The organism is Nocardioides sambongensis (assembly GCF_006494815.1).
GTDB classification, from domain to species: domain Bacteria; phylum Actinomycetota; class Actinomycetes; order Propionibacteriales; family Nocardioidaceae; genus Nocardioides; species Nocardioides sambongensis.
Window position 1 is genome coordinate 2,941,942 of the sequence record NZ_CP041091.1, and the last position, 12,332, is coordinate 2,954,273.

Sequence of the window (12,332 nt, forward strand, 5' to 3'; positions counted from 1 at the left end):
GTAACTTCCGGGCCAGGGGTGACCAGGTCAGGTGCCGGTGACGTCCAGCACACGCCCCGCGGCGCTGAACCGGATCCGCATCGGCACGCGCTCCCGCTTCTTCGTCCGGGCACAGATCGTGTACGTCGTACCGAGCCGCTGCCAGGGTTGCCCCACCGCACGCAGCACCTGCTCGTCGCTCATCCCGACCCGGACCCGCTGGCGGATCACCGACGGTCGCCGTCGCAGCCCCGGGTTGCGGCAGGAGTCGGGGGCCACGCCGTAGGTCCGCTCCCACATCTGCAGGTAGGCCTCGGCGCCGCGCGCCATGTCGTCGACGATCTTCGCGCCGTCACCGGGGTGGTCGGACTCGGCGATCTGGCGCAGGTCCTCGATCCAGTCCGGGTAGAGGCCGTACTGTGCGACGCCGTCCACGTTGATGTCCCAGGTGCGCTGCCCGGCACGCTGCTGGGAGACCCGGACTCCGTTGAGGCCGGTGAACGGATACTCCACCGGGTTGGCCACGTCGGCACCCCGCGGGTTGCCCTGGGCGCCGAGCCCGTTGATGTCGGCCCCGAACCCGAAGCCGAAGTAGAAGTTGCGGTCGGCCCACTCCAGGTGACGCCGCCACTTGGCGACGAACCCGGTCGAGTCGCCCGCGTAGGGGGTGATGAAGCCGCCGCCGGCGTAGATCCGGGGGTAGGTGTCCGGGGTGGACCAGGAGTGGCTGGAGATCACTCCCGGATAGCCGAGGTCCTCGATCACGTCCATCGACGCCTTCCGCGCCTTCACGCTGAGGTGGTCCGGGTCGAAGATGATCCGGCGGTCGGCCAGCGACCCGATGGTGTGCACGCCGAGGTCGGTCAGGCCGCGCTTGTTGCAGTGCAGCGGCGTCCCGTAGAGGGGAAGCGCCGGCAGGATGTCGCCGAAGAGCTGGCCGATCGCGCCGAACAGTGCGTCCTGCTGTCCACCGCTGATGTCCGGGAGCGCCAGCTGGGTGCGGTCCGCGCTCTCCCCGTCAGCGGGCTCGCAGTGCTCCATCCGCCAGAACGACCCGGTCTCCAGGAAGTTGGCGAGGTTGACCGCGATCCCGGTGGCGCCCGCGTCGCCGGCCACCCCGCGAGCGCGTTGTCGAACTTGTTCACCAGCTCCATCTGCCGCACCCCCATCGCGTGCAGCTCGTCGAGCGAGGCGTCGATGTCGGCCGCGTTGCAGGCGGGGAGGTCCCGCCCAGCACGGTCTTGTAGGTGCAGCCGAACGGGATCGAGGTCTCCACCCCCATCACCACGGCCATCTTGCCCGCGTTGATCACCCGGCGCGCCTGGTAGGGGTCGGTGACGATCCGGTAGAACCCCGCCCCGGGCCGCCGTACTGGGCGTCGATGTAGTCCTGCATCGCGTACATGTCACGGGCCTGGAGCCGCACCGAGTCCATGTCGTCGCACGAGTTCCTCCGGAGCGGGTAGAGCTGGCACAGCTGGTTGTTCTCCACCAGCAGGTTCACGAAGATCCGCTGCCCGCCGCGCCAGGCCCGCTCCAGCCACCTCCAGTAGGTGCCCTCGTGGGTCAGCGACTCCGGCGAGGGCCAGTCCCGGAACGTCGGCCAGCCGACCGGGTCGTGCGTCGGGTTGCCGGACAGCACCGCCTCGAGCAGGGCGCCGTTGCCGCCGGTCAGGGTGTGGTCGGGGCAGTCCTCCAGCGCGAACGGCGCACCGTAGCTGTGCCACGGACGGCCGCAGTGCACCTTCCCGCCGAGGAACTCGAACGCCATCCCGTGGGTGTGCGCGTCGATGTAGCCGCGCACCTCCTGGAAGTCGGTCACCCCGGCGTGCGGCCGGCCGGCGACGTTGACCTTCGCCTCCGGATAGCCGGCGCAGCCGGAGGTACGACGCAACGCGAACCCGGTCGGCGTCCCACCGACCTCCAGTCGACCCGAGGCCACCCGCAGCCCGCCGTCGGGGAGCCGGAGCTGGAAGCGCGTGCCGTGGCGTCGTACGGTCCAGTCGGCGGCGGGACTCGGCTCGGCCGCGATCCGGACGCCGGAGCGGGTGTCGGCCAGCTCGCCGGCGGCGGTGTGCAGCAGGTAGCCGCCGAGCCGGGTGGCCTTGAAGAAGAACGGTGCGGCGCGTCCGGCACCGACCGCGCCCACCGCGACCTCCTCGCCCTGGCGGACCAGGTAGCCGCCCGAGGGCGCCCGCAGCGTGTAGCAGCCGTCGGCCATCGCATAGCGGCTCTGCGGCACCAGGGCCCGCGACGCCCGCACCGGCGCCGTACGCAGCCGCGGGTCGGGCAGGGCCCGCTCCCGGTCGACGTAGGCGACGGATCGGCGACGCTCGGCGGCGGTGGTCGGGTCGGTGGCCTCGTCCCCACGGTCTCACCGCGGGAGACCAGGTTCTTGGTGGCCGGGTCGTCGTGCCGGTGCGGCCCGGTCCCCGGCGGGTCGACGTGCGGCAGGCCCAGTGCGGCCTTGGCCGCCTCGTCGGCCTGGACCAGGTCGACGGTGCGCCCGGTCTGGGTGGTGGGCACGGTGGTGACCACCGCCAGCACTCCCCCGGCCAGCACGAGCGCCGTCCCGATCCGCATCGCCGCCGCCCCACGCCGCACACCGGTCGTCGGTGTCGGTGCCGTCGGTGTCGCTGCCTGGTTCTCCCGTGTGGTCATCCCGCTCCCCTGAGCCTGGCTCCACGCACCGAGTCCGCGCCGAGCGCCTGCCCACCCAACGACCCAGTCCGCGGGAGGTTCCGCCTCGGCCGCCGGCGAGCCCGTCGCGGCGGGCTCGTCGAGGGCTCGTGTCGGGCGGGTGGACCATCATGGACCGGGACGCCGTCGAGGAGGAGGGTCGGGACGTGACCGGGAGCCGGAGGCCGAGGTGCGTGGTGGCGCTGGCCTGCCTGCTCCTGAGCTCCCTCGCCCTGGCCGCCTGCTCCGGCACCGACGAGCAGGCGGACGCGGAGGGAGCCCTCGGCGAGCGCACCGCACCGGCGCCGGCGCGGCCCACCGACGACATCGCCGAGGTGCCGGCCGAGCTCCGCGAGGCGGTCAGCCACCCGCGGACGGACTCGGTCTATCCCGAGCACGGCAACGAGGTGGTCGATGCGCTGCACTACGACCTCGACCTCACCTGGCACCCCGGGCGGCGCCACCTGACCGGCGTGCAGACACTGGTCCTGCGGGCGGCCACCGACGCCCCCGCGATCCCGCTCGAGCTGGGCGACTCCCTCGACGTCGACGCCGTCGCGGTCGACGGGACCGACGTGGGTTTCCGCCACCGGGGCACCGACCTGACCCTGGCGGCGCCGGTCACCGCCGGGGACGTGCACACCGTCCGGATCGACTACGCCGGCACCCCGCAGCCGACCCCCGCGCCCAACGACCTCAGCAGCTTCGCGCAGGGCGTCGGCTGGATCACCGACACCGACGGCAGCACCTGGACGCTGCAGGAGCCCTACGGGGCATTCACCTGGTACGCCGTCAACGACCACCCCTCCGACAAGGCCCTCTACGACTTCACCCTCACCTCCACCGGCGGGCTGACCGGGGTCGCGAACGGTGAGAACACCGACCACCTCGCTCAGGGCCCCGCCGGAGGACGAGCTGGCACCTGGCCGAGCCGGCGTCGTCGTACCTGGTCACCGTCGCCTTCGACGACTTCCAGGTCACCGGCCAGACCGGGCCGTCCGGGGTGCCGATCCAGATCTGGGCGCCGGCGCAGGGGCCCGCGTTGCCCGGCGAGACGGGGGTGACCGCCGAGGCGATGGGGTGGGTCGAGGAGATCCTCGGTGCGTATCCGTTCGAGACGTTCGGCATCGTCGTCGCCGGCCGCTCGCAGGTCGGGATGGAGACCCAGACCATGGTCACCCTCGGCAACTCCGCCTACTCCCTCTCCGCGCCGGTGATCGTGCACGAGATCGCCCACCAGTGGTACGGCGACACCGTCAGCCCCGCGGACTGGTCGGAGGTGTGGATGAACGAGGGGATGGCGACCTACCTGCAGGCGATGTGGGAGGCCGAGCAGGAGGGGGTGGGCATCGAGCAGAAGATCGACCAGTGGCGCGAGAGCGAGGCCGCGGCACGGGAGGCGGCCGGACCGCCGGGAGACTACGACCCGGACCGGTTCGTCGATGCCAACGTCTACCTGGGCCCGGCCCTGATGTGGCAGGAGCTGCGCGAGGAGGTCGGGGACGAGCGCTTCTTCGACCTGCTCCGGGAGTGGCCGCTGGCGCAGGAGAACGACATCGCCGACCGCTACGAGTACGTGGCCTGGATCGAGGAGCAGACCGGGGAGGATCTGGACGCGTTCTTCGCCGACTGGCTGCTCAGCGAGACGACACCGCCGACCGACTGATCTCCGGCCGGGCCGGGACGGGGATCATCCGTCGCCGGGCAGCTCGATGGTGGTGCACACCTCGGTCACCGACGGCCGGGCCGGCGTCGAGCTGAACCCGAACCGGCACGGCGGGTCGACCGGCGCGAGCCTGCCGAGGTCCGCGCCGTCGAAGGAGCCCGACATCGCGGTGATGCCGCGAACGCGGGTGGCGCCGTACCACTCCCGGCGGCCGCCGCCGGCGGTGCCGCGGGTGCGGACGCCGCGCAGCGCGACCCGCGCGATCGGGTCGGTGAGGGCGCACCAGGTGGGGCTCTCGGCCCAGCGTCGCGGCACCACCGCGATCAGGCGCCCGAGCAGCGTCGGCCCGCCGACCGTGATCCGCAGCCGCAGCGACGGCGAGGTGACCTGACGGCCGTGGTCGCCCAGCGGGCCCACGCTGACCGGCTCGATCCGGATCTCGTCGAAGTGATAGGTGGCCGCGACGAAGTCGGCCAGCGCCGGATCGGGGGCGAGCAGGACCCGGTGCCCAGCGGCGGTCTCCACCATCACGTCGGCGACGTCCCCGAACGGCGAGGACGGCCACCGACCGATCACGATCCGCACGCCGCTGGTCGACCCGACGCCGGCGATGTCACCTCGGAACCGCACCCGCTGCACGGTCCCAGCCTGCCAGGCACCGCCCGGTCGAGCCCGTGCCGGGCTGATCGGGTCGAAGACCACTAGCACGGCCGAATTCACCCGGTCATCCCCGACTTCGGGTGAGAATCGAACGGTGAGCCCACGCACGATGGACGGCGCCGACGCGTTCGGTGCCGCCGCCCAGCAGGTCGTCGACTTCCTCAACAAGCACACCCCGCTGCGGGACTGGTCGGTCTCCCGCGTCGCCGGCGGTGAGCAGGTGCACGTGCACGTGCACCACGAGAACCTGATCGCCCCGGCAGCCGGGTCCCCTGGGACGAGACGCTGTGCAGCCGGATGACCGCGGGAGCCGCGCACGTCGTACCGGACACCAGGGCGGACGAGGACTACTCCTGCCAGCCGGTCTCGGAGGTCGTCCGCGCCTACGTGGGCTTCCCGATCGGCGACGAGCAGGGTGGGCTGTTCGGGGTGCTCTGCGGCGCCGACCTCGACCCCCTGGAGAGTTCGGCGGCGGTCGACGCCGAGCTGATCGCGCTGCTGAGCGGCCTGCTCTCCTCCCACCTTGCCGTGGCCCGCGCCGCGGACCGGGTGCGGCACGACGAGGAGGTGGCCGCGGCACTCGCCGACACCGACGCCCTCACCGGCCTGGTCAACCGGCGCGGGTGGGACAAGCTGGTCGCCGACGCGCAACAGCGCGTCGACGCCTACGGGGACCCGGTCGCGGTCGCCGTGATCGACCTCGACGGGCTCAAGCAGGTCAACGACGCCGACGGGCACACCGCCGGGGACGACCTGCTCCGGCGCACCGGGGCCGCGCTGCGCTCCGCCGCCTCGGACCACGACCGGGTGGCTCGCTACGGCGGCGACGAGTTCACCGTGCTCACCGACGACGTCGGCGTCGGCGATCTGCCCGCCCACTACGCCCGGTTCGCCGACCGCCTGCGCGCCGACGGCATCGCCGCCTCGCTCGGCCACGCCTTCGCCGGCCCCGGCGATCGCACGGTGCACGAGGCCTTCCGCCTCGCCGACGCCGAGATGTACGTCGACAAGCGGGCCCGCCACGCCCGCTGACCGTTCGACCGGCCCGCCCTCAGCCTGGAACCACCGAGCTCAGCACCGAGCTCAGCCCGGTGTCAGCCGAGGTCGGCGGAGTCCAGGACGCAGTTGAAGGCGAGGGTGAAGACCTCGGAGAGCAGGTCCGCGTCGGGCACCCCGCTGCCGTCGGTGACCACCTGGAGGTCGGCGTCGATGAAGCCGGCCTCCTGGAGCCCGTCGACCCCGCGGGAGTCGACCAGCTCGGTGGCCACGCAGGTCGCGGTCCGCTGGTCGATCTCCGGGTCCTCGCCCAGCGCCGCGGCGATGTTGTCGATCGCGGTCTGCTCGTCCCCGCCGGGAGCGGGCGCACCGCTCGTGGTCTCGCTGGCCGACCCGCTGGGATCGCCGCTCGGGTCGCCGCTCGGGGCGCCGCCAGGATCGCCGGGAGTGGCGGTGCTGGACGCCCCGCGGTCCTCGTCGCCGTCGTCCCCGGCCAGGACCACGGCCACGGCGGCGCCTCCTCCGAGCAGCAGCACCGCGGCCACCGCGGCGGCGACGATCCACCCCACCCGTGATCGGTGACGACGCACGCCCGGCGCACCCGCCGGACCACCCGCGTAGCCGGCGGTGGGTGCCAGCGAGGGCGGTCCGCCGGGCGGTCGGCCGGAGTGGACCCCGGCCGGCGCGGGGAGGTTGCGCTCCAGCGCCCGCAGGTCGTCGCGCAGCGCGGCCGCGCTGGGGTAGCGCCGGGCGGGATCCTTGGCCAGTGCGGTGGCCAGGATCCGGTTCAGCTCGCGCCCGAACGGGCCGGTGACCTGCAGCTGCGGCACCGGAGCGCTGACGTGCGCGGTGACCACCTGGTAGTCGGTGGTGCCCGGATAGGGGGCGGTGCCGACGAGGCAGGCCCACAGCAGGCAGCCGAGCGAGTACAGGTCGCTGAGCGGCCCGGGGACGCCGCCGGTGTGCAGCTCCGGCGCCATGTAGCTGGGGGTGCCGACGGTGAATCCGTCGGTGGTCAGGCCGCTGACGCCGTCGACCCGGCGGGCGATGCCGAAGTCGCCGAGGTAGGCCGCGATGCTGTCGCCACGGTTGCGCAGCAGCACGTTGGCCGGCTTGATGTCGCGGTGCACGAGTCCGACCCGATGCGCCTCGGCGAGCCCGTCGGCGACCTGAGCCATCATCGACACCGCGATCCGCGGCGGTGGTGCGCCGTGCGCGCGCAGCATCGCGCCGAGGTCGCCGTCCGGGATCAGCTGGGAGGCGATGTAGAGCCGGCCGTCGACCTCCCCGTAGGCGAAGACCTGCACCACGTGCGGTGAGTCCAGCGAGGCCTGGGCCTGGGCCTCCCGGGTGAACCGCGCACGGAAGAGCGGGTCGCCGGCGACGTCGGAGGCGATCACCTTCAGCGCGAGCCGTCGGTTGAGCCCGACGTCGACCGCCTCGAAGACGGTGCCCATCCCGCCCTGCCCGAGCCGGCGGAGGATCCGGTACGGACCGAGCTGGTCGCCGGGGCTCAGCGGCGGTGGCGCGGGGGTGGGCACGACGGTATTCCTACCCGCCGCGAGCCGTCTTCACCAACCGGTCTCCCCACGGCCGTCGCGGGCCACACGCCGCGCGATCGCGCTCCGCGAGCCCGGATCAGTAGTCGTAGAACCCGGCTCCGGTCTCCACACCCATCCGTCCCTTGTCGATGTACTCGCGCTTGAGCCACTCCGCCACCTCGGTCTGCCCGACCGTGATCGCCACGTGGTACGCCGCGTTCATCCCCGTCATGTCCACCATCTGGCACGGTCCGATCTCCGAGCGGTTGCAGATGCGCCAGACCTGGTCGATGTCAGCGGGGTCGGAGACCCCGTTGCGGACCAGTTCGACACCGGCGACCAGGAACGGGATCAGCAGCGCGTTCAGCACGTAGCCGGGCCACTCCCGCCGGATCTTGATCGGCACCAGTCCCATCTGTTCGGCGAGCGTGACCGTCCGGTCGTAGTGGTCCGAGGCGGTCCCCTCGTGCCCCATCACCTCGCCGATGTTGGCGTCCCAGACCGGCACGCAGTAGTGCAGCGAGAGGAACCTCTCCGGAGCGGCGACGACGGGGGCGATGGCACTGGGCACCAGCGACGAGCTGTTGCACAGCAGCAGCGCCTCCGGGGTGGCTGCGGCGGACGCCCGCTCCCAGAAGCCCTGCTTGATCCCGAGGTCCTCCGGCACCTGCTCGATGATCGCGTCCGCGGCTGCCGCGGACGACTCCAGGTCCGTGGTGTAGGAGATGCGCGCCAGGGCCGCATCCATCTCGGCGGCATCGGCACCGCGCTCCGCGACGAAGAGGTCGCGGTAGGACTCCTCGAGCTCGCGGCATCGGGCGAGGCCGGCGTCGAAGGCGTCGTACACGGTGACCTCCAGGCCGTGCCGCGCGGCCTGCCAGGTCACCTGGGAACCCATCATCCCGCCGCCTGCCACCATCAGTCGCTGCACGGTCATGGTCTGCACCTCCCGGTCGGGGCCGCCGTTCGGTGCGGCCATCTCGTCGAGAGCCTGGCACGCGGCCCCCCGCCGGGGAAGCCCCTCCCGAGCCCGATCAGTAGAGCAACGCCGTCCCCGGGTCCTCGATCACCCCGGCCACGTCGGCGAGGAACCGGGAGCCGGTGGCGCCGTCGATGTGGCGGTGGTCGAAGGAGAGCGCCAGCGTCATCACCTGGCGCGGCAGCACCTGGTCGCCGACCACCCACGGCCGCGGCTTGATCGCGCCGAGGCAGAGGATCGCGGACTCGCCGGGGTTGATGATCGGGGTGCCGGCGTCGACGCCGAAGACGCCGACGTTGGTGATCGTCATCGACCCGCCGCTCAGCTCCGCGGGCTGGGTCCGGCCTGCCCGCGCGGTCGCGGTCAGCTCGTCCAGCGCGCCGGCCAGCCCGAGCAGGTCCAGTGCCTGGGCGTCCTTGATGTTCGGCACCACGAGTCCGCGCGGGGTGTCCGCGGCGATCCCGAGGTTCACCCGGTGCTTGATCACGACCTCCTGGGCCTGCTCGTCCCAGGTGGAGTTGATCAGCGGGCTGCGACGCAGCGCGAGCAGGGTGGCGCGGGCGGCGACCAGCAGCGGAGAGACCTTGACCTCGGCGAACTCGCGTCGCGAGCGCAGACGGGCGACCAAGTCGACCGTCGCGGTGGCGTCCACGGTGACCCACTCGGTCACGTGCGGGGCGGTGAACGCCGAGGAGACCATCGCGGCCGCCATCTGCTTGCGCACGCCCTTGATCGGCTCGCGGGTCTCGCCCGCACCATCACCAACACCACCACCAGAACCGGCTTCCGCGGTCGGCGCGGCGGGCGCCGTACCTGCCTGCTCGACGTCGGCGCGGCGGACGGTGCCACCGGGACCGGTCGGGGTGAGCGAGGCGAGGTCGATCCCGAGGTCCTTGGCCAGCTTGCGCACCGGGGGCTTGGCCAGCACCCGCACCGCTCCCGACGCGACCGGCTCAGCCGATGCGACAGGCGCGGCCGGCGCGGCCGGCGCGGCAGGCGCGGTCGGTGCGGCGGGCTCGGCGGACGCGGGCGGCGCCCCTCCACCGCTGCGCGGCCGACGCTTCAGGTCGCGCTGCTTGGGCCCGTAGCCGACCAGGGTCGGGTTGCCCTCGGGCGGGACGTTGGTGTCGATCGGCGTCGCGGGCGCGGCGGGGACGGTCGGCCGGTCGGGCACCGTCGGCGCCACCGGATCGACCACCTTCTCCACCGCCTCGCCGATGGTGATGATCGGGGTGCCGACCTCCACCATCTCGCCCTCGGGGACCAGCAGTGCGGTCACCTCTCCGGCGTAGGGCGAGGGCAGCTCGACGATGGACTTGGCGGTCTCGATCTCCACGACGATGTCGTTGACCGCGACGGTGTCGCCGACGGCGACCCGCCACACCACGATCTCGGCCTCGGTGAGGCCCTCGCCGACATCGGGAAGCTTGAACTCAGGCACAGGGAATCTCCTCCGGTACGGCGCTCAGAAGGCCAGGCTGCGGTCGACGGCGTCCAGCACCCGGTCGAGGTCGGGCAGGTACGCCTCCTCGACCCGGGCCGGCGGGTACGGCGTGTCCCAGCCGCCGACCCGCAGCACCGGCGCCTCCAGGGAGTAGAAGCACGACTCGGTCAGCCGCGCGGCGACCTCGGCGCCGAGCCCGAGGTTGACGTGGGCCTCGTGCACGACGACGGCGCGGCCGGTGCGTCGTACCGACTCCTCGACCGGACCCATGTCCAGCGGGGAGAGGGTGCGCAGGTCGATCACCTCGAGCGAGCGGCCCTCCTCCGCGGCGACCGCAGCGGCGTCCACGCAGGTGCCCACGGTGGGACCGTAGGCGATCAGGGTGGCGTCCTCGCCGGAGCGCACCACCCGGGAGGCCCACAGCGAGCCGGGGGTGGCGGCGTCGTCGATCTCGGCGCGGGTGGAGTGATAGTGCCGCTTCGGCTCCAGGAAGATCACCGGGTCGTCGCTGGCGATCGCCTGCTGCAGCATCCAGTAGGCGTCGGCCGGGTTGGAGCAGGCGACCACCTTCAGGCCGGGCGTGTGCGCGAACTGCGCCTCCGGGGACTCGCTGTGGTGCTCGACCGCGCCGATCCCGCCGCCGAACGGGATCCGGATGACCATCGGCATCGGCACCCGGCCCTGGGAGCGGGAGTGGAACTTGGCGACCTGGCAGACGATCTGGTCGTAGGCGGGGTAGACGAAGCCGTCGAACTGGATCTCGACCACCGGCCGGTAGCCGCGCATCGCCATGCCGACCGCGGTGCCGACGATCCCGGACTCGGCCAGCGGGGTGTCCATCACCCGGTCCTCGCCGAAGTCCTTCTGCAGGCCGTCGGTGATCCGGAAGACGCCGCCGAGCCGGCCCACGTCCTCGCCCATCACCACGACCTTCGAGTCGTGCTCCATCGCCCGCCGCAACCCCGCGTTGAGGGCCTTGGCCATGCTCATCGTCGTGGTGGCCATCAGGCCGCACCTCCCTCGGCGCCTGCCGGCGCATGGTCGGCGAACGAGGAGAGGTACGTCGCCACCTCGGCCTGCTGGGCGGCGAGCTCCTCGGTCTGCTCGGCGTAGACGCGATCGAAGATGTCCAGCGGCTGCGGGTCCGGGAGCTGGTGGCACTCCCGGCGCATCCGGTCGCCGAGGGCGTCGGCCTCCGCGGCGAGGTCGGTGAAGAACTGGTCGTCGACCAGGCCGTTGCGGCGCAGGTGCACCTCGACGCGGGCCAACGGGTCCTTGAGCTTCCAGTGCTCGACGTCCTCCATCAACCGGTAGCGGGTGGGGTCGTCGGTCGTGGTGTGGGCGCCCATCCGGTAGGTGTAGGCCTCGATCAGCATCGGCCCCTGACCCTCCCGGGCACGCTTGAGCGCGGCCTGGGTGACCGCGTAGGTGGCGAGGACGTCGTTGCCGTCGACCCGGACGCCGGGGAAGCCGAAGCCGTTGGCGCGCTGGTAGAGCGGGATCCGGGAGACCTTCTCGATCGGCTCGGAGATCGCCCACTGGTTGTTCTGGCAGAAGAAGACGACCGGCGCGTTCGCCCAGCCGGCGAAGATGAACGCCTCGCTGACATCGCCCTGGGAGGAGGCGCCGTCACCGAAGTGCGCCAGCACGGCGGCGTCGCGCTCACCGTCCCCGGTGCCGACCACCCCGTCGCGCTGCAGCGCCATCGCGTAGCCGGCGGCGTGCAGCACCTGGGCGCCGATCACGATCGTGTAGAGGTTGAAGCCGTGCTCGTGGGGGTCCCAGCCGCCGTTGTCGACACCGCGGAACAGTCCGAGGAGTGCGACCGGGTCGACCCCGCGCACCCAGGCGACGCCGTGCTCGCGGTAGGTCGGGAAGACGAAGTCCTGCCGGGCCAGCGCGTGGCCGGCGCCGATCTGCGCGGCCTCCTGGCCGAGCAGCTGCGCCCACAGGCCGAGCTCTCCGTGCCGCTGCAGGGCGGTGGCCTCGACGTCGAGGCGGCGCACCAGGAACATGTCGCGGTAGAAGGTCCGCAGCATCTCCGGAGTGAGGTCGAGATCGAACTCCGGGTGGTGGACCCGCTCCCCCTCCGGGGTGAGCAGCTGGACCAGGTCGTCGTCCGCGCCGGCGGCGGTCGGGGCCGGTCCGAAGACGGGGTCGTTCACGTCAGGCACCTCTTCCAAGCGGGCCGGCTCGGCGGGTTGTCCGCCTCGTCCGGGTCGTCCAGGCAGTGCAGCCGGGTCACGGGACAGGGGTGGCGTCTGTGACCGCGGACACACCGTGGTGCCACGCTACCGCCCCGCCTCCCGAACGCGTACTCGGCACCGCCGACGAGGCTGCCCCCTGCGCCTCCTGCGCCGCCGCTCCGTGGTCGGGTCCACCACCGATC

The 12,332-nt window shown here is 72.7% G+C and carries 13 protein-coding genes; 5 read left to right on the plus strand and 8 right to left on the minus strand.

What is annotated here, in order from left to right:
* Positions 1-27 precede the first annotated feature (27 nt).
* Both FIV43_RS13860 and FIV43_RS13865 read right to left on the minus strand, forming a co-directional pair.
* On the minus strand, positions 28-1,095 hold the full coding sequence (locus FIV43_RS13860; protein WP_141014602.1) for a hypothetical protein: 1,068 nt from the start codon (positions 1,093-1,095) through the stop codon (positions 28-30).
* A 192-nt stretch (positions 1,096-1,287) separates the two neighbouring features.
* On the minus strand, positions 1,288-2,241 hold the full coding sequence (locus FIV43_RS13865; RefSeq protein WP_141014603.1) for a hypothetical protein: 954 nt from the start codon (positions 2,239-2,241) through the stop codon (positions 1,288-1,290).
* A gap of 204 nt (positions 2,242-2,445) precedes the next feature.
* Here FIV43_RS13865 and FIV43_RS13870 point away from each other — a divergent pair, with 204 nt between their 5' ends.
* From FIV43_RS13870 to FIV43_RS13875, 3 genes are all read left to right on the plus strand, one after another.
* Positions 2,446-2,652, plus strand: coding sequence for a hypothetical protein (locus FIV43_RS13870; protein WP_141014604.1), 207 nt, complete (start codon positions 2,446-2,448; stop codon positions 2,650-2,652).
* A gap of 136 nt (positions 2,653-2,788) precedes the next feature.
* Entirely contained in the window at positions 2,789-3,721 is a 933-nt protein-coding gene (locus FIV43_RS21065; protein ID WP_181407488.1) for a gluzincin family metallopeptidase, read from the plus strand.
* The gene (locus FIV43_RS13875; RefSeq protein ID WP_181407489.1) at positions 3,700-4,323 is read left to right on the plus strand and encodes a M1 family aminopeptidase; all 624 of its coding nucleotides are present in this window, start codon (positions 3,700-3,702) and stop codon (positions 4,321-4,323) included. Before FIV43_RS21065 ends, FIV43_RS13875 begins: the two co-directional genes overlap by 22 nt.
* Positions 4,324-4,347: 24 nt before the next feature.
* Here FIV43_RS13875 and FIV43_RS13880 read toward each other — a convergent pair whose 3' ends face one another.
* A complete protein-coding gene (locus FIV43_RS13880) occupies positions 4,348-4,953 on the minus strand; it encodes a hypothetical protein (protein ID WP_196780805.1) in 606 nt (201 codons plus the stop codon).
* Between the two features lie 124 nt (positions 4,954-5,077).
* Between FIV43_RS13880 and FIV43_RS13885 the strand changes: the two genes are divergently transcribed.
* Together FIV43_RS13885 and FIV43_RS13890 are read left to right on the plus strand one after the other, a co-directional pair.
* Positions 5,078-5,284 (plus strand): hypothetical protein, encoded by a 207-nt coding sequence (locus FIV43_RS13885; protein WP_141014607.1) that lies wholly within the window; start codon positions 5,078-5,080, stop codon positions 5,282-5,284.
* Positions 5,281-6,015, plus strand: a complete 735-nt coding sequence (locus FIV43_RS13890) for a GGDEF domain-containing protein (RefSeq protein ID WP_141014608.1) — start codon at positions 5,281-5,283, stop codon at positions 6,013-6,015. Before FIV43_RS13885 ends, FIV43_RS13890 begins: the two co-directional genes overlap by 4 nt.
* Positions 6,016-6,077: 62 nt before the next feature.
* On the opposite strand, the gene FIV43_RS13895 is transcribed toward FIV43_RS13890, so the two are convergent.
* The 5 genes from FIV43_RS13895 to pdhA form a co-directional block, all read right to left on the minus strand.
* A complete protein-coding gene (locus FIV43_RS13895; RefSeq protein ID WP_141014609.1) occupies positions 6,078-7,520 on the minus strand; it encodes a serine/threonine-protein kinase in 1,443 nt (480 codons plus the stop codon).
* Positions 7,521-7,617: 97 nt separating this feature from the next.
* Entirely contained in the window at positions 7,618-8,499 is an 882-nt protein-coding gene (locus FIV43_RS13900) for a 3-hydroxyacyl-CoA dehydrogenase NAD-binding domain-containing protein (protein ID WP_196780806.1), read from the minus strand.
* 55 nt (positions 8,500-8,554) lie between these two features.
* Entirely contained in the window at positions 8,555-9,940 is a 1,386-nt protein-coding gene (locus FIV43_RS13905) for a dihydrolipoamide acetyltransferase family protein (protein WP_141014610.1), read from the minus strand.
* Between the two features lie 24 nt (positions 9,941-9,964).
* Positions 9,965-10,948, minus strand: coding sequence for an alpha-ketoacid dehydrogenase subunit beta (locus tag FIV43_RS13910; protein WP_141014611.1), 984 nt, complete (start codon positions 10,946-10,948; stop codon positions 9,965-9,967).
* Positions 10,948-12,117, minus strand: coding sequence for a pyruvate dehydrogenase (acetyl-transferring) E1 component subunit alpha (gene pdhA, locus FIV43_RS13915; RefSeq protein WP_181407490.1), 1,170 nt, complete (start codon positions 12,115-12,117; stop codon positions 10,948-10,950). The genes FIV43_RS13910 and pdhA overlap by 1 nt, the downstream gene beginning before the upstream one ends.
* Positions 12,118-12,332 lie beyond the last annotated feature (215 nt).

Excerpts from the sequence above, each read along its gene's own strand:
- FIV43_RS21065 (WP_181407488.1), top strand. The coding sequence starts at position 2,789 with ATGGACCGGGACGCCGTCGAGGAGGAGGGTCGGGACGTGACCGGGAGC.
- FIV43_RS13890 (WP_141014608.1), top strand. The coding sequence starts at position 5,281 with ATGACCGCGGGAGCCGCGCACGTCGTACCGGACACCAGGGCGGACGAG.
- FIV43_RS13900 (WP_196780806.1), bottom strand. The coding sequence starts at position 8,499 with ATGGCCGCACCGAACGGCGGCCCCGACCGGGAGGTGCAGACCATGACC.
- FIV43_RS13910 (WP_141014611.1), bottom strand. The coding sequence starts at position 10,948 with ATGGCCACCACGACGATGAGCATGGCCAAGGCCCTCAACGCGGGGTTG.